The 22,878-nt window shown below is 67.3% G+C and carries 18 protein-coding genes; 11 read left to right on the top strand and 7 right to left on the bottom strand.

Annotation, left to right across the window (positions count from 1 at the left end; translation table 11 throughout):
* Window positions 1-55: 55 nt before the first annotated feature.
* Entirely contained in the window at window positions 56-1,099 is a 1,044-nt protein-coding gene (locus ACT535_RS02465) for a glycosyltransferase family 2 protein (protein WP_476363235.1), read from the bottom strand.
* A gap of 226 nt (window positions 1,100-1,325) precedes the next feature.
* On the opposite strand from ACT535_RS02465, the gene ACT535_RS02460 reads away from it, so the two are divergent.
* Complete coding sequence (locus ACT535_RS02460; RefSeq protein WP_476363234.1) at window positions 1,326-3,011, top strand: fibronectin type III domain-containing protein; 1,686 nt, start codon at window positions 1,326-1,328, stop codon at window positions 3,009-3,011.
* Window positions 3,012-3,059: 48 nt separating this feature from the next.
* On the opposite strand, the gene ACT535_RS02455 is transcribed toward ACT535_RS02460, so the two are convergent.
* The gene (locus ACT535_RS02455; RefSeq protein WP_476363233.1) at window positions 3,060-3,515 is read right to left on the bottom strand and encodes a group III truncated hemoglobin; all 456 of its coding nucleotides are present in this window, start codon (window positions 3,513-3,515) and stop codon (window positions 3,060-3,062) included.
* Between the two features lie 243 nt (window positions 3,516-3,758).
* Here ACT535_RS02455 and ACT535_RS02450 point away from each other — a divergent pair, with 243 nt between their 5' ends.
* The 5 genes from ACT535_RS02450 (at window position 3,759) to ACT535_RS02430 (ending at window position 11,450) form a co-directional block, all read left to right on the top strand.
* Window positions 3,759-4,421, top strand: coding sequence for a protein-L-isoaspartate O-methyltransferase family protein (locus tag ACT535_RS02450; RefSeq protein WP_168457853.1), 663 nt, complete (start codon window positions 3,759-3,761; stop codon window positions 4,419-4,421).
* Between the two features lie 229 nt (window positions 4,422-4,650).
* Window positions 4,651-5,967: a TolC family outer membrane protein gene (locus ACT535_RS02445; protein ID WP_476363232.1), complete on the top strand. Its 1,317-nt coding sequence runs from the start codon at window positions 4,651-4,653 to the stop codon at window positions 5,965-5,967.
* Between the two features lie 746 nt (window positions 5,968-6,713).
* Complete coding sequence (locus ACT535_RS02440; protein ID WP_168457851.1) at window positions 6,714-6,974, top strand: DUF2497 domain-containing protein; 261 nt, start codon at window positions 6,714-6,716, stop codon at window positions 6,972-6,974.
* Window positions 6,975-7,259: 285 nt separating this feature from the next.
* On the top strand, window positions 7,260-10,049 hold the full coding sequence (locus ACT535_RS02435) for a valine--tRNA ligase (RefSeq protein ID WP_476363231.1): 2,790 nt from the start codon (window positions 7,260-7,262) through the stop codon (window positions 10,047-10,049).
* A 510-nt stretch (window positions 10,050-10,559) separates the two neighbouring features.
* Window positions 10,560-11,450, top strand: coding sequence for a tetratricopeptide repeat protein (locus ACT535_RS02430; RefSeq protein WP_476363230.1), 891 nt, complete (start codon window positions 10,560-10,562; stop codon window positions 11,448-11,450).
* A 3-nt stretch (window positions 11,451-11,453) separates the two neighbouring features.
* Here ACT535_RS02430 and ACT535_RS02425 read toward each other — a convergent pair whose 3' ends face one another.
* Both ACT535_RS02425 and xth read right to left on the bottom strand, forming a co-directional pair.
* On the bottom strand, window positions 11,454-11,870 hold the full coding sequence (locus ACT535_RS02425) for a GFA family protein (protein ID WP_476363229.1): 417 nt from the start codon (window positions 11,868-11,870) through the stop codon (window positions 11,454-11,456).
* 5 nt (window positions 11,871-11,875) lie between these two features.
* A complete protein-coding gene (gene xth / locus ACT535_RS02420) occupies window positions 11,876-12,664 on the bottom strand; it encodes an exodeoxyribonuclease III (protein WP_168457848.1) in 789 nt (262 codons plus the stop codon).
* A gap of 164 nt (window positions 12,665-12,828) precedes the next feature.
* Here xth and ACT535_RS02415 point away from each other — a divergent pair, with 164 nt between their 5' ends.
* On the top strand, window positions 12,829-14,235 hold the full coding sequence (locus ACT535_RS02415) for an MBOAT family O-acyltransferase (RefSeq protein WP_168457847.1): 1,407 nt from the start codon (window positions 12,829-12,831) through the stop codon (window positions 14,233-14,235).
* Window positions 14,236-14,245: 10 nt separating this feature from the next.
* Complete coding sequence (locus tag ACT535_RS02410; RefSeq protein WP_476363228.1) at window positions 14,246-15,412, top strand: alginate O-acetyltransferase AlgX-related protein; 1,167 nt, start codon at window positions 14,246-14,248, stop codon at window positions 15,410-15,412.
* A gap of 104 nt (window positions 15,413-15,516) precedes the next feature.
* Here ACT535_RS02410 and erpA read toward each other — a convergent pair whose 3' ends face one another.
* A complete protein-coding gene (gene erpA, locus ACT535_RS02405) occupies window positions 15,517-15,894 on the bottom strand; it encodes an iron-sulfur cluster insertion protein ErpA (RefSeq protein ID WP_476363227.1) in 378 nt (125 codons plus the stop codon).
* A gap of 145 nt (window positions 15,895-16,039) precedes the next feature.
* Between erpA and ACT535_RS02400 the strand changes: the two genes are divergently transcribed.
* From ACT535_RS02400 to ACT535_RS02390, 3 genes are all read left to right on the top strand, one after another.
* Window positions 16,040-17,245, top strand: a complete 1,206-nt coding sequence (locus ACT535_RS02400) for a deoxyguanosinetriphosphate triphosphohydrolase (RefSeq protein WP_476363226.1) — start codon at window positions 16,040-16,042, stop codon at window positions 17,243-17,245.
* 36 nt (window positions 17,246-17,281) lie between these two features.
* Window positions 17,282-19,042, top strand: coding sequence for an arginine--tRNA ligase (gene argS / locus ACT535_RS02395; RefSeq protein ID WP_476363225.1), 1,761 nt, complete (start codon window positions 17,282-17,284; stop codon window positions 19,040-19,042).
* Between the two features lie 258 nt (window positions 19,043-19,300).
* On the top strand, window positions 19,301-21,031 hold the full coding sequence (locus ACT535_RS02390) for an SPOR domain-containing protein (RefSeq protein ID WP_476363224.1): 1,731 nt from the start codon (window positions 19,301-19,303) through the stop codon (window positions 21,029-21,031).
* Window positions 21,032-21,113: 82 nt separating this feature from the next.
* Here ACT535_RS02390 and ACT535_RS02385 read toward each other — a convergent pair whose 3' ends face one another.
* Window positions 21,114-21,602 carry a CinA family protein gene (locus tag ACT535_RS02385; protein ID WP_476363223.1) on the bottom strand — a complete coding sequence of 163 codons (489 nt, stop codon included), beginning with the start codon at window positions 21,600-21,602 and terminating at the stop codon, window positions 21,114-21,116.
* A gap of 2 nt (window positions 21,603-21,604) precedes the next feature.
* On the bottom strand, window positions 21,605-22,804 hold the full coding sequence (locus ACT535_RS02380; protein ID WP_476363222.1) for a bifunctional 2-C-methyl-D-erythritol 4-phosphate cytidylyltransferase/2-C-methyl-D-erythritol 2,4-cyclodiphosphate synthase: 1,200 nt from the start codon (window positions 22,802-22,804) through the stop codon (window positions 21,605-21,607).
* Between the last annotated feature and the right edge of the window lie 74 nt (window positions 22,805-22,878).

Raw genomic sequence — 22,878 nt, 5'->3', positions numbered from 1 at the left:
CCCAGACCGCGCAAGCGCCGGTTGGGATTGTCCCCCGCCTTCGGTGCTCTGGCGATCAACGCAAGGTGTGCCGCAGCAGCCGGCGCGACACGCTGGGCAGCCGGCCAGCAAGGGCGGCGCCGATCAGCGGCCCCAGCAGCGTCATGCGTGCCTGAACGCTGCTTTTCATGTGGCGCGTTACGATCTTCAGATCTTCCCATGCGTGCTCGACGCGGGGCCAGTCCCTGGCCCTCGATGCGTCAATGAACTCGTTTCGGAGAATCTTCGCGAAGCGGGGTGCAATGACGTCGCGCCGCCAGAAAAGCCCGAGGCGCGGCTCGTCCGGATGGGCCTCGATCAGCTTGGCGAAATAGATCATCCGCGATTTTGCCATGCGGGCGCTGAAGGAGGTGGATTGCGGATAGATGCGCCACATGGTGACGGCCTTGTCGAGATAGCGGCTCTTCACCCCCATCGAGTAGAGGCGGACGAACAGATCGTCGTCCTCGTAGCCGGAGAGGCGCTCGTCGAAGAGGCCCGCATCGAGCATGGCCTGTCGCTCCACCAGCGAGGCGCCAGGCAGGATGAACATGTCATGCTGTAGGCACTGGAGCAGCGAGCGCTTGGGATGGGGCGTCGGCACCTGGTCCAGGCATTGTTCCGTGATCAGCCGGCCATTGCGGTCGATCTGGTCGAGGTTGCCGTAGACGAGGCCAAGCCGGCGGATCTCCGCATTGATGAACGGCTGTTGCAGCAGCGCGAGATGGTCCTCGTACCAGATGTCGTCCTGATCCAGGAGCGCGATATGCGAGCAGGAGGTCTCGCGGATTGCGAGATTGCGGGCCGAGGACTGCCCGCCGTTCGGCTTGTTCAGCAGGCGGACGCGATGATGCCGCCCAATCTCCTGGACGATCGATGGCCCCTCGTCGGTGGAGCCGTCGTTGACGACGATGATTTCATCCGGGGGACGGGTCTGATTCAGCACGCTGCAAAGCGCAGCACCAATAAAGGGCGCGCCATTGTAGAGGGGGATGACCGCGGCAATCGTTATCGACAATCGCTTTTCCAGGGTGAAAGCTGAATCCGGCAGGGCCGTTGCCCCCGCAGCTTTATTACCCAAGGGAAGTCTGTCCGTCGAGGGGCGCGGCCGCCCGTGAGCCTGATGCGTCGGTGGTTTCACCCTCGTGGAAGGCGATCAAGTAGGCGAGAGCCGTGCGCCGTCCGGAAATCCAAGGGGCGATAGCTTCGGCGCGGCAGATGCTGCCAAGCCAGACCTTTGCCTATCGACAGAAGCATCCGCCGCCCTATACAGCTACCGCCATAAGGGCTGTCAAATGGGGGCTGCCATGAGAATTCGTCACGCCACGTCCGTCGTACTGGTGTCCGCCTTCACCTCCTGGATGGCGGGATCGGCATGGGCCCAATCCTGCCCGGCAGCCTGGAACTCGTCGTCCGTCTACCTGGCGGGCGCGCAGGCCAGCGAGAATGGCATCATCTACCGCGCCAATTGGTGGACGCAGAATCAGGACCCCGCCACCAACAGCGGTGGGTCGGGCAGCGGCCAGCCGTGGACCCAGTCCGGATCCTGCTCCAACTGCACCGCGGTGCCGCCGGTCCCCACGGGCCTCGCCGCATCCGGAACCACGGGCAATGCGACGACGCTGACATGGACCCCGGTGACGGTGGCGAACTGCACCATCACCGGCTACCAGATCTATACGAACGGCACCCTGACGACGACATCGGCAGGCGCCAGCGTGACGCTGTCCGGCCTGACACCTCTCACGTCCTACAGCTTCGCCGTTGCGGCGGTGGATTCGGTCGGTGCTTCGGCCAAATCGGCACCGGTCGCCGTCACCACCCTCAGTGCCCCCCCGCCGAGCACGGCCAGCACCGGGACGATCAATTTCCATCTGCTGCTCGGTGTGGGCACCGCCCAGGATTCGCTCACCCTCACAGGCGGAAATTTCGACGACCTGATCATGTCGAACATCATCGCCGGAGTGCTGCTGGGCCACCTCATTGATGAAGGGTTTCCCGGCATCCAGTACAATAAGGATTATCTCTACGGATCCATCTTCGCGCAGCTGCTCCAGGAAAATATCGCGACCCAATACTACCGGGCGAGCAGCGACCTCATCGATCCGAATGCAAACCAGCAGGCGGTCATGGGAGTCGGCCAGGGCGGCCCCTACCAGATCAACAACTATGCCGCCGACATGGTTTCTGGCAGCTACCAGCCCAAAGGCCACTCGCTCATAAATTATGTGGCGATCCAGAAGAACATCGGCTTCACCATGGCCAATGCGGCCACGCAATACACCAAGGCGACGCCGGCCTCCTTCAACAACAAATACTACGGGCCGGCCCTGGTCGCGTATTTCCACTACAACGACCTGGTTGCCCTGAACGTCACCGGAAAGGGCGCGGGAGGCTGGACCACCCCATGGGAGCCGGCCTTCGATGCGGCGCTGAAGAACTTCACGACGCTGCCGAACAGCTTTCTCGATGTGATCCTGAACGTCGCCTACAATCAGGGCTTCTACGGACCGCTCGTGTCCCGCTACAGCAATCTCGGCGCGACGGCGACGGCCGCGACCGTCACATCGGTAAACAGCTATACGTCGGCCTGGGGAAGCTCGGATACCTACGTTCAGTATCCCTATCAGGTCCATTATTACCTGGACCAGCTCTACAACAACCCGATCCCGACCACGAGCCCGTCCCTCAAGATGACGCCGACCAACAGTGTCGTCTTCAACATGAGCGCGCTGGCCAACGTTTTCTCAAGGGTTGCCCAGACCCTGTCCTATTCCAACGGCACGAACCCCGCGCAATTCTACACTTCGGCGCAGGCGAGCGCGGCCTTCTCTTCGGCGCTGACCAAGCTCAAGGTCGCAAGCTCGGCCAAGCTTGACCTGAGCAAGGCATCGGCCCGGGCGACCATCTTCTCCGTGATCGACGCGGCGCTTACCAACCTCGAAACCGCGAGCGGCATGAAGTTCATCAGCACGACCGACAAGCAGCTTTAACAGGCGGCCGGAAGGCGGGGCCGGCGGCATTGCCCGCAGCCCCTCCGCTCAGCTGTTGCCGTAGGGGATGATCCGGGTGGTGTCCTCGCCCTTGTGGAAAGCAATCGCGAGGCGGAAGGAATAGGCCATCCGCTCGGCATGGGCGATGGCCAGCTGCGCGGCATCGGGCGGCAGCACCTCGATGGCGGTCGGGCGGAACAGGGCCAGCCAGCGCGCGAATTGCGGTTCGCCGGCATCGCTGCCGAGCGCCAGGTGCGGCGGCAGGGGGCGGCCCTCGTAGCGGCCGGACTTCAGCAGCACCGACGACCAGAAGTCGCACATCTTCGCGAGATGCACCGGCCAGGCCCCGTCGGCGATGCGTCCGCCGAAGATGGGGCCGAGCAGCGCATCCTTCTGCACGCGCGCGTAGAAGGTATGGACCAGACGATGGATCGCGGCTTCGTCGAGGCCCTCGGGTCGCGGATCCTGCGATGCAGGAGGGGAGGGGATGTCGGTTGCCGTCATGCGTCGCGCCTCCTCGGCGGCGGCCGGCGCGGGGATCGGCCCGCGCTTGTGTCAGGGTGCAGGACACTCCCGCCGCTGTCGGCCCGGAACCATGCGACTTGCGGCCACATGAGCCCGTCCACGCCCTCGCCGATCCCGAGGGGCGCCTTGCAAAAGGGGCGGCAATATGGCTCTTGAGCCCGACGGCACGGGACACGCCTCCGCTGAGCGCCCCGGGCCAAGGGGATGGCCGGAGACGGGAAAATGATCGATTACGTCGAGCTTCGCCGCGGCATGGTTGACGGGCAGGTGCGCACCAACAACGTCACCGATCCGGGCATCGTCGGTGCGATGCTTGAAATCCCGCGCGAGCTTTTCGTCCCGGCCCAGCTCAAGTCGCTCGCCTACATCGACGACGACCTGGCTTTGACCGCCGGCAACCCCACCCGCTACCTCATCGAGCCGATGATCCTCGCGCGCCTCATCCAGGAGGCGGACGTGCAGGAGCATGACCATGTGCTCGATATCGGCGGCGGCACCGGCTATTCGGCCGCCGTTCTCTCCCGCCTCGCCCAGCAGGTCGTGGCCGTGGAAGAAGATGCCGGCCTTGCCGCGACCGCGACTGCCACCCTCGCCGAGATCGGCGTCGCCAACGTCGCGGTGATGCAGGGGCCGCTGAACGCGGGCTGGAAGGCCGAAGCGCCCTACGACCTGATCCTCCTCAACGGCTCTGTGGACGAAGTGCCGGCCGCCCTGTTCGAGCAGGTCAAGGAAGGCGGGCGCCTCGTCGCGGTGGTCGGTCACGGCGGGGCGGGGAAGGCCTGCGTGTTTACCAAAGTGGCAGGTTCCGTGAGCGAACGCGTGGCGTTCAACGCGGCCGTTCCGGAGCTTCCCGGCTTCAAAGCCGCTCCCCGCTTCACTTTCTGACCAGTGTGGCGCGTTTGCAGCGGTAGGCTGAAAACGCCGCTTTGATCGAACCGGTCAGTTTCGGATCGGGATCGGGACCGATATCTTACCGAAAAGTTACCGCGCGGCAGAGTCGGTGCGGCGAGTCTGCATGGCCGTGTCGGATCGGGAGATTGGGATGTCGGTTGCAAAGCGCATTCGCCGAAGCGGTGTTGCATGTTTGGCGGGCGTCAGTGTCTTTGCTTTGGCTATGGGTGTCGCGTCTGCCCAGTCGCTGGATCAGGCGCTGGCCATGGCCTACACGAACAATCCCACGCTGAATGCCCAGCGTGCCGGAACACGCGCCACGGATGAAACCGTGCCGCAGGCCCTCTCGGGCTATCGCCCAACCCTGAATGCGACGGCGCAGGCCGGGCCGGAATACGCCAAGCAGCAGGCTTCGGGCGTGAAGACCAATGGATGGCTCTGGCCGCGGGCGTTCGCGCTGAACGCGGCGTATACGCTGTTCAACGGCTTCGTCACCGCGAACCAGACCCGCAACGCGGAATCGCAGGTGCGCGGTTCGCGCGAGACGCTGCGCAACACCGAGCAGTCGGTGCTGCTGAACGGCGTCACCGCCTATATGAACGTCATCCAGGCCATCGCCCTTCTGGACCTCCAGAATCAGAGCCTCGCGGCGTTCCAGCAGGAATTGCGCGCCACCCGCGACCGCTTCAACGTGGGCGAGGTGACCCGCACCGACGTGGCCCAGGCGGAGGCCCGGGTGGCGGACGCGCAGTATCAGGTGAGCCAGGCCGTGGCGAACCTGTCGACGGCGAAGGCGAACTATCGTCAGGTGATCGGCGTCGAGCCGGGCAAGCTCACGACCCCGCGCCCCATCGAGGCCACGCTGCCGCCGTCCGTGGACAAGGTGATTTCCACCGGCCTCAACAATCATCCCGCGGTCAAGGCGTCCGAATTTGCCGTGGATGCGGCGATGTTCCAGGTGAAGGTGGCTGAGGGCGGCCTGATGCCGAACCTGTCGCTTCAGGGCCAGCTCTCCCAGTCCTACGACCAGAACTTCTCGGTGGACTCCCAGGCCGGCGCGGCGGTGACGCTCAATCTCTCGGTTCCGATCTACCAGGGCGGTGTCGAATACGCGAACATCCGTCAGGCCAAGGAACTGCTGACGCAGGCGCGCATCGAAGTGGACGTCAACCGCGACACCATCCGCGCCCAGGCGGTGCAGTATTGGGGTGCGCTCGAGGCCGCGAAGGCGCAGATCCAGGCGGCGCAGGCCTCCGTGGCCGCCAATACGCTGGCCCTCGAAGGCGTCCGCGAGGAATGGCGGGTGGGCCAGCGCACCACCACCGACGTGCTGAACGCCCAGCGCGACCTGACCAACTCGCAGTCGTCCCTCGTCGTCGCCCAGCGCGATCGGGTGGTGGCGGCTTACGCGCTGGTCTCCACCATCGGCCGGCTGGATGCACTCTCGCTGGGGCTGAAGGTGAATTATTACGACCCGCGCGTTCACTACAACCAGGTGCGTGACAGCTGGGCGGGTGTTCGCACGCCTGACGGCAAATAAACCCCAGTCCGACCGTACGTCAGTTGTTGCTGCCAACTGAGGCGGTGCCATACTCCTACTTCAACTGGCGATTCTCTCCGTCGGCCTGCGGGCGCGGATAAAGTCCGCGCGCACAGGGCCGCCGGTTCGTCTTCGGCCGAGGTCGGGACATGGCTGCGAGCCCCAAGGTGCAGGAACCGTCGATGGAGGAAATCCTGGCTTCCATCCGCCGCATCATGGCGGATGACGAAAAGCCGGCGCAGCACGCCGAGGCGGGTCCCCGCCGCGGCGAAACTCCGCCTTCGGGGGAGGGGCGACCCCGCCGACCGCAGGATCCCCGCGTGGTAGCGCAACGGCAGGCGCCGCTTGAGCCCCCGCCCGTGCCCCGCCGTCCTGCCCCCCCGCGGGAAGCCGCTCCCGCCGCAACCCATGCAGCAGCACAACGCCCAGCGCCCCGGCCTGTGGCCGAAGCGCGTCCCAATGGCGAACGGCCGGTCGGGGAGCCTTCGGCACGAGCCCAGCGCCCATGGCTGGATGAACGGGACGAAGCCGTCTTCGCCGAGGCCGCGGCTGCTCTGCGTCAGTCCCGGTACGAACACTCCGCCGGTCCCGAGTCCCGTGGTGAGGCGCGGCCATTACGGCCGGTGCCGCAGCCGGCCTATTCCGACCACTCTGCCGAGGAGCGGGACGATGGGCACGAAGCCGCCGCAGCCCAGCCGCGCCCCATGCGGCCGCAGCCGGCACCTCCTGTCTTCGAGGAGCACCCGGTGCAGCACACCGAGGGCGGCCATTCCGCGGATGCGGCGCGCCGCCGGGATCTGCTTTCGCCCAATGCGGATGCCGCCGTGATGGCCGCCTTCCGCAATCTCGGTGACGTCCTGCTGCCCCAGAAGGAGCGCACCGTGGAGGATCTCGTGAAGGAGATTCTCCGCCCCATGCTCAAGGACTGGCTGGACGCCAACCTGCCCGCCATCGTCGAGGATCTTGTACGAGCCGAGATCGAGCGCGTCGCCCGTCGCCAGCGCTAGAGCACGCGCCGATCAGACGGCATCGCAGTGTGATCGGATCAGGCGTTATCTTTCTTGAGTTTAGAGGGCGATGCGCCGACCCGGTTGTTCCAATCCGCTCGGATCGTACGCTCGGCTCAGGGTCTCTCCGCCCACACCACTTTCCATTCCCAAGCGGACGGCGTGTTGACGCCGGACCGCGTGTCCGGCTTAAACGCCGGCTGACCCGTTCCGACCACAGCGGACGCGGAGCCGGCCCGGCGCGCTATGCCGGCGGCGGCCGAGCGGCACCGCGGAGTCCCGTTCATGCTGGAAAAAGTCTTCGATCCCGCCGCCGTTGAAGAGCGCATCGCCGATCGCTGGGAAAATGCCGGCGCATTCCGCTGCGGCCGACCCGAGCGCAAGGATGCGGAAGGCTTCTCTATCGTCATTCCGCCGCCGAACGTCACCGGCTCCCTGCACATGGGCCATGCGCTCAACAACACGCTGCAGGACGTCCTGGCACGGTTCGAGCGCATGCGCGGCAAGGATGTGCTCTGGCAGCCGGGCACCGACCACGCCGGCATCGCCACCCAGATGGTGGTGGAACGCCAGCTCGCCGCCCAGAAGCTGCCGGGCCGCCGGGATCTCGGCCGCGAGGCCTTCATCGAGAAGGTGTGGGCGTGGAAAGCCGAATCGGGCGGCACCATCGTCAACCAGCTGAAGAAGCTCGGTGCCTCCTGCGACTGGTCGCGCGAGCGCTTCACGATGGACGAGGGCCTCTCCCGCGCCGTCCTGAAAGTGTTCGTGCAGCTCTATCGCGAGGGGCTGATCTACAAGGACAAGCGCCTCGTCAATTGGGACCCCAAGCTCATCACCGCCATCTCGGACCTCGAGGTGCTGCAGGTGGAGGTGAAGGGCAATCTCTGGCACCTGCGCTACCCCATCGAGGGCGAGAAGGACCGCTTCATCGTGGTCGCCACCACCCGGCCCGAGACCATGCTCGGCGATACGGCGGTGGCGGTGCATCCGGATGACGAGCGCTATCGCGACCTCATCGGCAAGCACGTCATCCTGCCGCTGCTGGGCCGGCGCATTCCCATCGTTGCCGATGAGTATTCCGACCCGGAGAAGGGCTCGGGTGCGGTGAAGATCACCCCGGCGCACGACTTCAATGACTTCGAGGTGGGCCGCCGGCACGATCTGCCGATGATCAACGTGCTCGACGCCGAGGCGCGCATCGACCCGCAGGGCATCCAGGACGACTATGCCGAGCGTCCCGAGGCCTATGTGGACCTACCGGATGCGGCTGGCGTGCTCACGCACCTCACTGGCATGGACCGCTTCGCGGCGCGCAAGCACATCGTCGAGCTGCTCACCTCGCTGGAGCTGCTGGAGACCATCGAGCCGCACACCCACATGGTGCCCCATGGCGACCGCTCCAACGTGGTCATCGAGCCGTGGCTGACCGACCAGTGGTACGTGGACGCCAAGACCCTCGCCCAGCCGGCACTGGCGGCGGTGCGCGAGGGGCGCACCACCTTCGTGCCGAAGAACTGGGAGAAGACCTATTTCGAGTGGCTGGAGAACATCCAGCCCTGGTGCATCTCGCGCCAGCTGTGGTGGGGCCACCAGATTCCGGCCTGGTACGACCCCTTCGGCAACGTCTTCGTCGCCGAGGACGAGGACCAGGCCTTCGAGGAAGCGCTGGCCCATAATGTGGGCAACGAGAGCCTGTCGCCCGACGAGGCCCAGGCGCTGATCGACGACGCCGACAAGCGGGCGGGGTTCCTCACCCGCGACGAGGACGTGCTGGACACATGGTTCTCGTCCGCTCTGTGGCCCTTCTCCACCATGGGTTGGCCGGACGAGACGGCCGAGCTGAAGAAGTTCTATCCCACCAGCGTGCTGGTGACGGGCTTCGACATCATCTTCTTCTGGGTCGCCCGGATGATGATGATGGGCCTCCACTTCATGGACGGCGAAGTGCCGTTCAAGGACGTCTACATCCACGCCCTCGTCCGCGACGAGAAGGGCGCCAAGATGTCGAAGTCCAAGGGCAACGTCATCGATCCCCTCGACCTCGTGGAGAAGTACGGCGCGGATGCCCTGCGCTTCACGCTGGCCGCCATGGCCGCGCAGGGGCGCGACATCAAGCTCGCCACCTCGCGCGTGGAAGGCTACCGCAACTTCGCGACCAAGCTCTGGAACGCCGTGCGCTTCGCCCAGATGAACGGTTGCGTGCGCGCCGACGGGTTCGATCCGGCGAAGGTGGAAGGCACCCTGAACCGCTGGATCATTGGCGAGGCCGCGCGGGCGTCGTCAGAGGTCAGTGAGGCGATCCTCGCCTATCGCTTCAATGAGGCGGCGGGCGCGGTCTATCGCTTCATCTGGAACGTGGTGTGCGACTGGCACCTGGAACTGGCGAAGCCCGTGCTCTCCGGTCCGGATGGCGCGGCCAAGGACGAGACCCGCGCAGCCACCGCCTATGTTCTCGACGTGGCCATGGGCCTGCTGCACCCGTTCATGCCGTTCCTGACCGAGGAATTGTGGTCGGAGACCGGCAAGGAGGGGCCGGCGCGCACCAGCCTGCTCGCGCTGGCGCCGTGGCCGGACCTGACCGGCCTCGATGCGCCCGATGCGGAGGCCGAGGTCGGCTGGGTCGTCGACCTCATCACCGAGATCCGCTCCGTGCGCGCGGAGATGAACGTGCCGGCCGGCGCGCAGGTGCCCCTCGTGCTGGTGCAGCCCGGCGCGGAGACCACGGCGCGTGCGGCCGCGTGGGACGACGCCATCCGCCGTCTCGCCCGCCTGTCCGACGTCTCGGTGTCCGATCAGGTCCCCGCCAGCTCGGTGCAGATGGTGGTGCGGGGTGAAGTGGTGGCCCTGCCGCTCGCCGGCGTGGTGGACCTCGGCGCGGAGCTCGGCCGCCTGCGCAAGGAAGAGGGCAAGCTCGACCAGGAAGTCGCCCGCATCGACGCCAAGCTCGGCAACGAGAGCTTCGTCGCCCGCGCGCCGGAAGAGGTGGTGGAAGCCGAGCGCGAGAAGCGCGAGGAGTACATCCTGCGCAAGGAGAAGGTCCGCGCCGCCATCAACCAGCTCTCCGGCGGCGCCTGACCGGGCGCCTTCCGGAGTCGCCGCCACGCACTGGCGGAGAATGGGGCGCGGAGCCAAAGTGTTGCCGCCGCGCCTCAGTTTCCGACGGTCGTCGAGATCATGGTTAAGACTTGCGCGATCCGGCCGCCTTCTTGCAGCGTCTTGGCGCCTCTTATTGTGACAGAGAAGACACACTCCCGATCCTTTGAACGTGCTGGGTTCCCGTAGGGGCCTTACGCCGCGAACTCGCCACAAAACGACACGAAATCGAACCTCAACGCGCTGCGGTGAGCGTAACCCGGAATGTGTTTCCGGCCGCCGCGCCTGAGGTGGGTCCTGATGGACGGTCGTTGCACATGGCGAGAGGATGCCCCGGCGGGCGGCGCCGGGCTTCGCCCGAAAGGTCGCCCCAGAGGCGCCGCTGCTCGGCCTCTCCTCGGCCCCGATATTGCCGCTGCGTTCGGTCACCTTCCGTCCATCATGAATTCGGTTGCGACACACGGGACATTCAGCGGGGTGAGAGGGCGGGCGGTGAGCGCAGTGCGCCAGCCCCGTCGCGTGCGCACCCCCGCAGCCTTGGCAGGCGTTCTTCTTCTCGCCGTGGCCGGTCTTGCGGCCGGACGCGCCGAAGCCTTCGACGGCACCGCGCAGACCCTCCAGCCCTATGAGATGCAGCCGCTGACTCCGCCGGCCAACGTGCCGCTGGCGCCGCAGGTGCGCCCCGTGGACGAGGCGTTCCGCACCGGGGCGCAGGCGCTCCGCGCCGGGCAGACCGCCAAGGGCATCGACGCCCTCGGCTATGCCGCCGCGCAGGGCCACGCCATGGCCCAGTGGAAGCTCGGCCGCATCTACATGGACGGCGACGGTGTGAAGCGCGACGACGCCAAGGCCTTCGACTATTTCCAGAAGATCGCGAGCAGCCACGCCGAGGACTATCCCGGCACCGCGCAGTCGCGGTTTGTGGCCAATGCCTTCGTGGCGCTGGGCTCCTATTACCTCGTCGGCATCCCCTCCGCCGGGGTGAAGCGCGATCCGTCCCGTGCGCGGGACATGTTCTCCTATGCCGCCTCCTATTTCGGCGACGCCGATGGGCAGTACCAGCTCGGCAAGCTCTATCTTGAAGGCGTCGGCGGCCCCCGCGATGCGCGCAACGCCGGCCGCTGGCTGACGCTGGCCGCGCAGAAGGGCCAGTACGAGGCACAGGCAACCCTTGGCGTGCTCCTCTTCCGTGGCGACGAGGGCGTGCCCCGCCAGCCGGCCCGTGGCCTCATGTGGCTGACGCTGGCCCGCGATTCCGCCGTCCGTCCCGAAGACAAGTGGGTGGTGAACGCCCACGAGCAGGCCTTCGCCGAGGCAACGCCGGACGAGCGCGAGAAGGCGCTCGGCTATCTGGAAGTGTGGCTGAAGACAGCGAAGCGCTGAGCGTCACGCCTCGGGCGGGCGTTCACTCTCATATCGCGGCAAGCTCGTTCCCAGACCGTCCGCCATATGCAGCGCCGAGCCGACCCAGATGTGATGGGTGGGCTGCACGCGGTCGGGATCGTCCAGCGTGCCGATGGTCACGTCCACATCGCTTTCCCGCGCCATGCCGAACACGATCGGGCTGCCGCAAGCCCCGCAGAAGCGCCTGGCGACGCCGGGGCTCGATTCGAAGACGGCCGGAGTGCCTGCGATGAAGACCAGATCATCACGCGCCACCGAGACCCAGGGCAAAGCGGCGGAGCCGGAGGCGCGGCGGCACATGGTGCAGTGGCACCAATAGGCGCTTTTCACCCGATCCAGCCGGTAGCGCAGGCGGCCGCACAGGCAGCCACCCTCAAGGCGCGTCGTTTCTCCAGCCACGGGCGTCACGCCGCTATGGAGAAGTCGGCCCAGACCGGAACATGGTCCGAGGGCTTCTCCCAGGCGCGCACATGCTTGTCGACGCCGGTGGCGATGAGCCGGTCGGCGGCCTGGGGTGACAGCAGCAGGTGGTCGATGCGGATGCCGTTGTCGCGCTGCCACGCGCCGGCCTGGTAATCCCAGAAGGTGTAGAGCCGGCCGGCGTCGGAGGTGGCGCGCAGGGCGTCCGTGAAGCCGAGATTGAGGAGGGAGCGGAACGCCTGCCGGGTGCGCGGCAGGAAGAGGGCGTCGCCGGTCCACGCCGTGGGGTCGGCGGCGTCGCGCGGCTCGGGAATCACGTTGAAGTCGCCGGCCAGCACCAGCGGCTCCTCCAGCTTCAGCCGGTCGGCGGCGAAGGCGGAGAGGCGCTCCATGAAGCCAAGCTTGTAGGGGTATTTTTCCGTGTCCGGCGGGTTGCCGTTGGGCAGATAGATGCAGGCGACGCGCACCACGCCGCCTTTCACGGAGACCACCGCTTCGATGAAGCGGGCCTGCTCGTCCCCGTCGTCGCCGGCGAGGCCGTGCGTCACGTCCTCCAGCGGCAGCCGGGAGAGGAGAGCGACGCCGTTGAAGCCCTTCTGCCCATGCACGCTGACATTATAGCCCAGCGCCTCGAACGGCTCCTTCGGGAAGGCCTCGGTCTGGCACTTGATCTCCTGGATGCAGACCACGTCCGGCCGGCTCTCCCCGAGCCAGCGGACCGCATGGTCGAGGCGCTGGCGGATGGAATTCACGTTCCAGGTGGCGATGCGCATGGGATGGCGGCTCCTTCGCGGGGGAGGATACGCCGGACCGCCGGGGAGGCAATGGGGCGGAGCGGTTTACCTATCGCCACGCTTGGTGCGATCCGCCAAAGGGTTGCGGCATCGGGCAAAGAGTGGCAGGAACGCCGGATGACAATCTCTGGCGGCCGGGCGGCATGACCTTCGCGTCCATCGAATTCCTGTTCTATTTTTTTCCGCTCTTTCTGGTCGCCTACTTCTCCGCGAAGACCATCACCACGCGGAACTACATCTTTCTCGCCTTCTCGCTCGTCTTCTATTCCGCGGGCTATACGCCACACATCCTGATCCTGCTCGCCTCCGTCGCGGCCAACTTCTTTCTGGCCAAGGCGATCGAGGTGCGCGAGGGGGCCGAGCGCAAGCGCGTGCTGGCGCTGGGCGTGACGCTGAACCTCCTCCTGCTCGGGGTGTTCAAATACACCGGCTTCCTGGCGGAGAACCTCAACGCCATTGTGGAGCCCATGGGGCTGGTGTTGCCCGTGCCGCAGATTTCGCTGCCGCTGGGCATTTCCTTCTATTCGTTCCACGCCATTTCGTACCTTGCCGACATCTACAAGAAGAAGGTCCACGCCAACCGCGATCCGGCGCAGTTCGCCCTCTACATGTGCATGTTCCCGCAGCTCGTTGCCGGCCCCATCGTGCGCTACGCCACGGTGGCGCGGCAGCTGTCGGAGCGGCGGGTGACCTTGGGGCGGTTCTCGGCGGGCGCGCGGCTGTTCGTCATCGGCCTCGCCTGGAAGGTGCTGATCGCCGACGAGGTGGCGCGGCTGGTGGACGGGGTGTTCGACACCACGACCCACCCGACCTTCGTGGAGGCATGGCTCGGCCTCTACGCCTACACGGTGCAAATCTATTTCGACTTCGCCGGCTATTCCACCATGGCGGTCGGCCTCGGCGTGATGGTGGGCTTCGTGCTGCCGCGGAACTTCCGGCTGCCCTACACCGCCCACTCCATCACCGATTTCTGGCGGCGCTGGCACATGAGCCTGTCCGCCTTCCTGCGGGATTACCTCTACATTCCGCTGGGCGGAAACCGGCGCGGGGAGATGCGCACCTACATCAATCTCTCCGTCGTCTTCCTGCTGTGCGGCCTGTGGCACGGGGCGAGCTGGACCTTCGTGATCTGGGGCGCCCACCATGGCGCCTTCCTCATTATCGAGCGCGCCTTCCTCGGCCGCTGGCTGAAGCGGATGCCCGGGCCGGTCAGCCACCTCTATACGGTGCTGGTGGTGATGATCGGCTGGGTGTGGTTCCGGGCCGACAGCCTGCCGGGCGCCATCGACATGTTCCACGGCCTCGTCGGGCTCAACGGCTTCAGCCGCGCCTCCATGGCGCTGGGCTTCGGACTGACGCCGCTCGCCATCACAGTTCTTGTGGTCGGTGGGCTGATCGGCTTCTTCCGCTGGCCGCGCTGGAAGATGCTGTCGGGGGAGGGGGCTATGGCGCGGGTGGCAGATTTCTCGCTGATCGCGGTGCTGATGCTTGCGAGCGTCGCCTGGGTGGGCGGCACCAACGGCACGCCCTTCCTCTACTACCGGTTCTGAGGCGCGCCCGATGACCCTGCTCTCCCGGCATCGCCGCTATCTGGGCCTCCTGGTCGCCGGCCTGTTCGGCTTCCTGCTCCTGTCGAACCTCATTCCCGATCCGCTCGCGAGCATGCAGTGGCGAGTGAAGGTGGCGCCCGAATGGACGCTGAGCCGCAAGCTGGACCTGTGGTTCCGCAACATCGGCATCTTCATCCAGGACAATTTCGGCTTCCGCGCCACCCTCCCGGTGTTCCGCCGCGAGCTTCGAGCCGAGCTGAACTCGCCGGACAGCAAGCCCTTCTATGCCGGGCGCGACGGCCAATTGTTCTGGGGCCGGGAGCAGACGCCGGCCCAGTCCGCCGGTGCGCTGGTGCGGTCGGCAAACGTGGAGCGTTTCGTCGACATGCTCGGCGAGATGCAGCGCATCCTCGCGCCTGCCGGCACGAAGATCGTGGTCGCCCTGCCGCCGAACGCCCAGTCGGTGGAAACCGAGGCACTGCCGCTGTGGAACGATGCGCTCGCCTACCCGACGACGGAATATGATCTCGCACAGGCCGGCCTGAAGGCGCGGGGCATCACCACCGTGGATCTGCGCCCGGTGCTGAAGGCGAGCCCGGCGCCGCGCTACCTCCTCACCGACACGCACTGGAACGCCCGCTCGAGCGTGCTCGCATTCAATGCCGTGATGGTCGCCGCCGGCCATCCCGACTGGCAGGTGGACCCGGCGCAGGTGGTCGGTGGGCTGGAGCCGGCGCCGCGCGGCGACCTTTTGCGCGCCATGCGCATGCCGCCAGAAGTGAAGGAGGAGGATTTCCGCCTCAACCTGCCGGGCAAGGCCTCAAAGCCGCGCTTTGACCCCGTGCTGCGCAGCCTGAACGAGCACATCGCCTTCAAGTCGGTGGTGCGGGACTATGCGCCCGAGGGGCTGAAGGTGCTCATCATGGGCGATTCCTTCACCGCCATGTCCTGGCCGCGCCTGTTCGCCAACGCGCCGGTGAAGGAGGTGGCATGGATGCACGCCTCCGCGCGGGTGACCGGCAATTGCGACTTCAGCTTCGACGATGTGAAGCGCTACGCGCCGGACCTCATCATCTATGCTCGCACGGAGCGCTTCTTCCCCTGCTACGGCGACGACTGGCCCAAGGGCCTGCCGCGCCTGTGGCGCAGCGCTGTGCCGCGCAATGTCGCGCCGTAGCCGCTCAAGTTGAGTGCGACTGCGCTTGGAAGCAGTTCAAACCGCGAAACTGGATCCGCAGCCGCCGGGTTACTCACGTTTTGTGCGGCCGCGCCGAAAGCAGATCAAACGGCGAAGCTGGACCCGCAGCCGCACTTGGCGGTGGCCATGGGGTTCGAGATCTTGAAGGCGGAGCCCATCAGGTCGGCCTTGTAGTCGAGCTGGGAGCCCTTGAAATAGTCGAGCGACATGCGATCGACCACGATCTTGGCGCCTTCCTTCTCGATGACCAAGTCGTCGTCCGACTGTTCCCGAGTCACGTCATACTTGTAGGAAAAGCCCGAGCAGCCGCCGCCTTCCACGCTGATGCGCAGGAAGGTGCCGGCAGGCTCGGGAGACAGAATCTGGCAGATGCGACGGGCGGCCGCGTCGGTCACGGTGAAATCCACTTCCGTCACCGGAGCATCGGCGGGAGCAGTCGTCGGGGCGAGGGAGGTTTCCATGGTATCGACTTTACGAATTGAAGCTGGCAATGGCTTCTAAGGTAAGTCCATCCGCCTCCGATTTAAAGGGCGGGCGGTGCAAAAGGGTTTTGTGCGTCGCCGCAGGCTCCTGTGCCGCGCTGGCCGGAACGGGGGAGGGATGGTCATGGCGGTGAGCGGCGCGACGCCCCGCGTGACCTGGGCCAGCGAAGCCGAACGCTCCCGTGGCCGCCTCGTCCCGGAACCCGAGATGCCGCCGCGCAGCCCTTTCCGGCGCGATTGCGACCGCATCATCCATTCCACCGCCTTCCGCCGGCTGAAGCAGAAGACGCAGGTGTTCGTCTTCAACGAGGGCGACCATTACCGAACCCGCCTCACCCACACGCTGGAGGTGGTGCAGGTGGCCCGCTCCATCGCCCGCGCGCTGGGGCTGGACGAGGATCTCGCCGAGGCGCTGGCGCTGGCGCACGATCTCGGCCATCCGCCCTTCGCCCATGCCGGCGAGCGGGCGCTGGATGCCTGCATGGCGGGGCAGGGGGGCTTCGACCACAACGCCCAGTCCCTGCGCGTCGTCACCCGCATCGAAGGCCGCTACGCCGCCTTCGACGGGCTGAACCTGACGTGGGAGACGCTGGAAGGCATCGCCAAGCACAACGGCCCGCTGACCGATCGCGAGGGCAATGGCATCGGCCGCTATCGGGACGGCCTGCCCCATGCCATCCGCGTGCATTCCGCCCAGCAGGATCTCGAACTGTGGAGCCACGCCTCGGCGGAGGCGCAGGTCGCCGCCATCTCCGACGACATCGCCTATGACGTCCACGACCTCGACGACGGCCTGCGCGCCCGCATGTTCACCCTGGACGACATCGCCGGCCTGCCCCTGGTGGGCGAGGCGCTGGCGAGCGTGCGCGCGCGCTATCCCGGCCTCGACGTGCCACGCACGGTGAACGAGGTGCTGAGGCTGGTCATCACCCTGCTCATCGAGGACGTGGTGGCGGAAAGCCTGCGCCGCGCGCAGGCCGCCGGCGTGGCATCATCGGCCGACGTGCGGGCGCTCGGCGCGCCCATCGTCGCCTTCTCCGACGCCATGCGGGAGAAGGAGAAGGCGCTCAAGGGCTTCCTCTTTCCCCGCATGTACCGGCACGAGCGGGTCAATCGCATCATGGCCGAGGCACAGGGCGTCATCCGCGACCTGTTCGCCTATTTCATCAACCGCCCGAGGGATCTGCCGGCCTCCTGGCAGGACGGTATCGATGCACTGGAGGGCGAGCGCCTCGCCCGCCGCGTGTGCGACTACATCGCCGGCATGACCGACCGCTACGCCCTCGACCAGCACGCCCGCTTCTTTGACTCGACACCGGACTTGCGTTAGGCGCGCCGGCAACCGAACCCGATTGGACCCCATTCCATGAACGTCTACGCGATCTTCGCCGATCACGTCCGCGAAGCCGTCGCCGCCCTTGTTGCCGAGGGCCACGTCAAAGCCGGCCTCGACCTCGCCCGCGTGGTGGTGGAGCCGCCGCGCGATGCGAGCCATGGCGACCTCGCCACCAACGCGGCCATGGTGCTGTCCAAGGACGCCGGCCTGAAGCCGCGCGACCTCGCCGAGAAGATTGCGGGCAAGCTCCAGGCGGTGCCGGGCGTGGCGCGGGTGGATGTGGCCGGGCCCGGCTTCATCAACATCGCCCTCGATGCGGCTTTCTGGCCCAAGGTGCTCGCCGCCGCGCTCACCCAGGGCCTCGACTTCGGCCGCTCGACGCTGGGGGCAGGCGAGAAGGTGAATGTGGAGTACGTCTCCGCCAACCCCACCGGCCCCATGCACGTCGGCCATTGCCGGGGTGCGGTGTTCGGCGATGCCATGGCGCGCCTCCTGGCGTTCGCCGGCTTCGCGGTGACGAAGGAATATTACATCAACGATGCCGGCGCGCAGGTGGACGTGCTCGGCCGCTCCGCCTTCCTGCGCTACCGCGAGGCGGTGACGGGCGAGGCGGCGGATATTCCGGACGGTCTCTATCCCGGTGATTATCTCATCGCCGTCGGCCAGCAGCTCGCCGAGATGCACGGCGGCGAGTACATGGCCGCGCCGGAGAGCGAGTGGCTGCCCGTTTTCCGCTCCTTCGCCATCGGCTGCATGATGGAGATGATCCGCGACGACCTCACCGCCCTCGGCATCGAGTTCGACGTGTTCTTTTCCGAGCGCTCGCTGGCTTTCGGCGCCGTGGACAAGGTGGGCGCCACCATCGAGGCGCTGCGGGCCTCTGGCGAAGTCTACGAGGGCCGCCTGCCGCCGCCCAAGGGCGCGCCCATCGAGGATTGGGAAGACCGCGAGCAGACCCTGTTCCGCTCCACCGACTTCGGCGACGACGTGGACCGGCCTCTGAAGAAGTCGGACGGCAGCTACACCTATTTCGCCGGCGATATCGCCTACCACAAGGACAAGGTGGAGCGCGGCTTCCTCAAGATGATCGACGTCTGGGGCGCCGACCATGGCGGCTACGTCAAGCGCATGCAGGCGGCGGTAAAGGCGGTGTCGGGCGGCCGCGCGAGCCTCGATGTGGAGCTGATCCAGCTCGTGCGCCTGTTCCGCAATGGCGAGCCGGTGCGCATGTCCAAGCGTGCAGGCTCCTTCGTTACCTTGCGCGAGGTGGTGGACGAGGTGGGCCGCGATGCGGTGCGCTTCATGATGCTGTTCCGCAAGAACGACGCGCCGCTGGACTTCGACCTCGGCAAGGTGATCGAGCAGTCCCGCGAGAATCCAGTCTTCTACGTGCAGTATGCGCACGCCCGGGCCAAATCGATCCTGCGCAACGCCCACGAGCAGTTCGCGGACCTGCCCTCCGAACCCGCGGGCTTCGCCGGAGCGGCCCTGGCCCGACTCGATGACGAGGGCGAGCTGACGCTGCTGCGGCGCATCGCCTCCTGGCCGCGTCTCGTCGAGCAGGCGGCAACGGCGCGCGAGCCGCACCGCGTTTCGTTCTTCCTGCATGATCTGGCGAGCGAGTTCCATGCCCAGTGGAACCGGGGAAAAGACTTGCCACATTTACGCTTCATTATCGAGAATGATCGAGATTTGACCTCGGCCCGCCTCGCATTGGTGCATGGCGTTGCCACGGTACTCGCTTCCGGTCTCAAGGTGCTCGGAGTTGAGGCCGTCGACGAGATGAAATAATCGCTCGTCCGGTTGCGGTCCGGCGTATGCTGGCCGAGGTGCGGGCGGGGCTTGGTGGCTGGTTTGCGAAGAATCGTTTCGCGAGAATCCGGCCGGGTGGGCGGCGCAACACATCGAGGCGACATGGGCGACGAAAGCAGGTACCGCTACCGGCGTGACGATGCTGCCACGCAAAGCGGCCCCGGCTCCCGGCCGGCGCAGGCCGCGAGTGGCGATCGTGCGGCCGGTCGTGATCCCCTCGCCGAGCTGGCTCGGCTCATGGATCACGATCCTTTCGACGATTTCGACGGGCTCCCGCCCGAACAGCAGGCTCGCTCGGCCGCGCCCCAGCAGGGTGCGTCCCAGTCGGTCGATCCCCGCCGGGCGCCCGCGCAGCGCTATGCGCCTCCGGCGTCTGCTTCACCTGCCCCGGCGCAGCGCCTGGCACCGCCCCAGCCCGCGCGCGCCGCACTCCAGCCGCCGTCCCGCGCGGCGGCTGTCGAACCCGAATATGACGAGGATGACGACGCCGAGGCGTGGAACACCGCCCCCGCACGTCAGCCTGCCGTCCCGGCCCGTAGCGCGCCTGCGTACGCGCCGGAGCCCCAGTCCCGCGCCCCGCAGGGCTATAGCCAGTCCGGCTATGCCCAGCCTGCCCCGTCCTACGCGCCCGCGCCTCGCGCTGTGGATCCGCGGACGGCCGACGTTCGCCTGGGTTACGGCTCGCTCGCCCGCGATGCAGCCGCCGCCCGCGCCGTGCCGCCTCAGCAGCAGCCGGCCCAGGACTATGACGATTACGACGATGACTATGACGACGGCGTAGACGATCCGCGCCAGCCTGATCCCCGCAACGTGGATCCGAGAGCGCGGGCCGCCGGCTATGGGCAGGCTCAGGCTCCGCAGTCGCAGCAGGCTTACGGCCGCGCCGATGCCCAGGGGTATCGCCAGGATCCGCGCTCGCAAGAGCCGCGCTATCAGGACACGCGGTATCAGGACGATCGCCGCCCAGCCTCCGGCCAGCCGGCCCAGCAGGCGGCGCGCTACGACGACGAGACCGATGAGGCGGGCTACGCCTATTCCGCGGCACGGCGTGACGAAGATTACGACTACGACGACTACGACGACCGCTACGATCCCGAATATGCCGACGACGGCTACATGCCGCCTCACGGCGAGGAGATGTACGAGCCGGAGCCGCGGCGGCGTCGCGGGCGCACCGCGCTCGTGCTCGGGGTGTCGCTCGTGGGTCTCGTGGTCGCGGGCGTGGCCGGCGTGTTCGCCTACAACATGGCCGTGGGCCGTTCCGGCCTGATATCCTCCTCCGGCACGCCGCCGGTCATCAAGGCGGATTCCGCTCCTGCCAAGACCACGACGCCGCCCGCAACGGCTGACGCGCAGAAGTCGATCTACGATCGCGTCGGCGGGCCCGTGACCGCCGGAAACGAGAAGATGGTGCCGCGCGAGGAGCAGCCGGTGGATGTGACCTCCGCCGCTCGCGCTCCCGCCGATGCCGGCCCGGCGCCCGCCGCGCAGCCCATGCAGGCAACGCAGAACCTCACCGAGCCCAAGCGCGTGCGGACCATGACCGTGCGCGCCGACGGCAGCGTGACGCCCGGCGTGCCGTCGAGCGCCGTCTCGGCCTATGCGCCGAGCCAGAACCCGATCCCGGTGGGGCTGCCGCAGCCCAACCCCGTCACCACCGTGCCCGCCTCCGCTCCCGCGGACGCGACCGCCAGTACGTCTCCCGCGCCCACGGCGGCCGGCACTTATGTGGTGCAGGTGGCCTCGCAGCGGTCGGAGAGCGACGCGCTTGGCTCCTGGAAGGCGCTGCAGGCCAAGTATCCGAACCTGCTGGGCAGCTACAAGGCAACGGTCAAGAAGGCGGACCTTGGCGACAAGGGTATCTACTACCGCGCCCAGGTCGGCCCCTTCGCCGGTCGCGATCAGGCCAACGACCTTTGCCAGTCCCTGCGGGCGCAGGGCGGCGACTGTGTCGTGACCAAGAACTGACGCGGCGGACGAGACCGCATTCCCACGCAAAAGGGCCGCTCTCAGAGCGGCCCTTTTTTTCAGGACGGAAGCCCGCGAGACCTCAGGCCGCCGCCTCGCGCAACAGGTCGAGCGCCTGCAGCACGGAGAGTCGGCGCACCTCGGCGCGGCCAATCTCGCCGAATCGCTTTTCGCGGTGCACGGTCGTGCCATCGCGGCGGGCACAGGCGAAATGGACGAGCCCCACGGGCTTCGCCGCCGAACCGCCGCCTGGCCCAGCCACGCCGGTGATGGCGACCGCCGCATCCACCCCTGCCGCCTTGCGTGCGCCCTCGGCCATGGCGCGGGCGGTCTCCTCGCTTACGGCACCATGGGCGGCAAGGGTCGCCTCGGGCACGCCGAGCATCGCCATCTTGGCCGCATTGGAATAGGTGACGAAGCCGCGGTCCACCACGTCGGACGATCCCGGCACCTCGGTGAGGGCGCCGGCCACGAGACCGCCGGTGCAGGATTCCGCCGTCGCCAGCGTCCAGCTGCGGGCGCGGAAGGCGTCGAGGACGGCGACGGCGCGGGCGTAGGTCTCCTCGTCCATCGTCAGATCTCCTCTCCCGCCGGCAGGCGGATGGTGGCGCTGGCCATGGCGGCGATGCCCTCCCGCCGGCCGGTGAAGCCGAGCCTCTCCGTGGTGGTGGCCTTAACCGAGATACGGGCGACCGGAACGCCGGTGATGCGGGCGATCTCGGCCCGGATGGCCTCGCGATGGGGGCCGACCTTCGGGGCCTCGCAGATGAGGGTGAGGTCGAGATGGGCGATCCGCCCGCCGCGCGCCGTCACCTTCTCCACCGCATGGGCGAGGAAGCGGTCCGAGGACGCGCCCTTCCATTGCGGGTCCGATGGCGGGAAATGGGCGCCGATGTCACCGTCGCAGAGCGCCCCGAGCAGGGCGTCGGTGAGGGCGTGCAGGCCCACGTCCGCATCCGAATGGCCGACCAGCCCGAATCCGTGGGGCACCGCGACGCCGCCGAGCATCACATGGTCGCCCGGGCCGAAGGCATGGACATCGAAGCCGGTGCCCGTGCGCACGTCCGGCAGATCGGCGAGTGTGGAGACGGCGGCACGGGCCATGTCTTCGGCTGTGGTCAATTTGATGTTCCCTGTCTCGCCGGCGAAGGTCGCGACCCGATGGCCTGCCCATTCCATCACCGAGGCATCGTCAGTCAGCGTGGTCACGCCGCTCTCGGCCGCGGCACGATGGGCGGTGACGAGCGGGTCATAGCGGAAGGCCTGGGGCGTCTGCACGGCACGCAGCGCCGCGCGGTCCAGCGTCTCCGCAACCAGTTCGTCCGCATCGACGCGCTTCACCGTGTCGGTCACAGCCAGCACCGGGATCGCGGCATCGGCCGCGCCGGCCGCGGCGATGGCGCGGGCGATGAGATCGGGCGTCGCATAGGGCCGGGCGGCATCGTGCACCAGCACGATCGTCGGTTGAGTGGCCCCCGATAGGGCCTCAAGCCCCGCTCGGACCGAGTCCTGACGTGTCGCGCCGCCGGAAACCGGTGCCAGAATCTTGGGCAAGCCTTCCGCCGCATCCGCAAAGAGGCCTGAATCATCGCTATGGATGACCGTGAGCACGGCCGTGACGGCCGGATGCTCGCAAAAAAGGCGCAGCGTGCGGCGCAGCACCGGCTCGCCGCCAAGTTGCTGATATTGCTTCGGCAAGGGGCCACCCGCGCGGCTTCCGCGACCGGCGGCCACCACGATCGCCACGCAGTTCGTGGCTGACGCTCCGGTCATGGCCGGATCTCGCTTCTGAACGAAGGTGAGAGATCAGGCCGGTAGCGCGAGGTGGGGCACAACATGCTGCGGTG

Source organism: Xanthobacter sp. DMC12 (genome assembly GCF_056314105.1).
Note: the sequence above shows the minus strand (reverse complement) of the source record. Positions and strands in the feature narration are given on the sequence as shown.

Excerpts from the sequence above, each read along its gene's own strand:
- argS (WP_476363225.1), top strand. The coding sequence starts at position 17,282 with ATGAACGTCTACGCGATCTTCGCCGATCACGTCCGCGAAGCCGTCGCC.
- ACT535_RS02385 (WP_476363223.1), bottom strand. The coding sequence starts at position 21,602 with ATGGACGAGGAGACCTACGCCCGCGCCGTCGCCGTCCTCGACGCCTTC.
- ACT535_RS02455 (WP_476363233.1), bottom strand. The coding sequence starts at position 3,515 with ATGACGGCAACCGACATCCCCTCCCCTCCTGCATCGCAGGATCCGCGA.
- ACT535_RS02415 (WP_168457847.1), top strand. The coding sequence starts at position 12,829 with ATGACCTTCGCGTCCATCGAATTCCTGTTCTATTTTTTTCCGCTCTTT.
- xth (WP_168457848.1), bottom strand. The coding sequence starts at position 12,664 with ATGCGCATCGCCACCTGGAACGTGAATTCCATCCGCCAGCGCCTCGAC.
- ACT535_RS02380 (WP_476363222.1), bottom strand. The coding sequence starts at position 22,804 with ATGACCGGAGCGTCAGCCACGAACTGCGTGGCGATCGTGGTGGCCGCC.
- ACT535_RS02410 (WP_476363228.1), top strand. The coding sequence starts at position 14,246 with ATGACCCTGCTCTCCCGGCATCGCCGCTATCTGGGCCTCCTGGTCGCC.
- ACT535_RS02460 (WP_476363234.1), top strand. The coding sequence starts at position 1,326 with ATGAGAATTCGTCACGCCACGTCCGTCGTACTGGTGTCCGCCTTCACC.
- ACT535_RS02400 (WP_476363226.1), top strand. The coding sequence starts at position 16,040 with ATGGCGGTGAGCGGCGCGACGCCCCGCGTGACCTGGGCCAGCGAAGCC.
- ACT535_RS02390 (WP_476363224.1), top strand. The coding sequence starts at position 19,301 with ATGGATCACGATCCTTTCGACGATTTCGACGGGCTCCCGCCCGAACAG.
- erpA (WP_476363227.1), bottom strand. The coding sequence starts at position 15,894 with ATGGAAACCTCCCTCGCCCCGACGACTGCTCCCGCCGATGCTCCGGTG.
- ACT535_RS02435 (WP_476363231.1), top strand. The coding sequence starts at position 7,260 with ATGCTGGAAAAAGTCTTCGATCCCGCCGCCGTTGAAGAGCGCATCGCC.
- ACT535_RS02450 (WP_168457853.1), top strand. The coding sequence starts at position 3,759 with ATGATCGATTACGTCGAGCTTCGCCGCGGCATGGTTGACGGGCAGGTG.
- ACT535_RS02445 (WP_476363232.1), top strand. The coding sequence starts at position 4,651 with ATGGGTGTCGCGTCTGCCCAGTCGCTGGATCAGGCGCTGGCCATGGCC.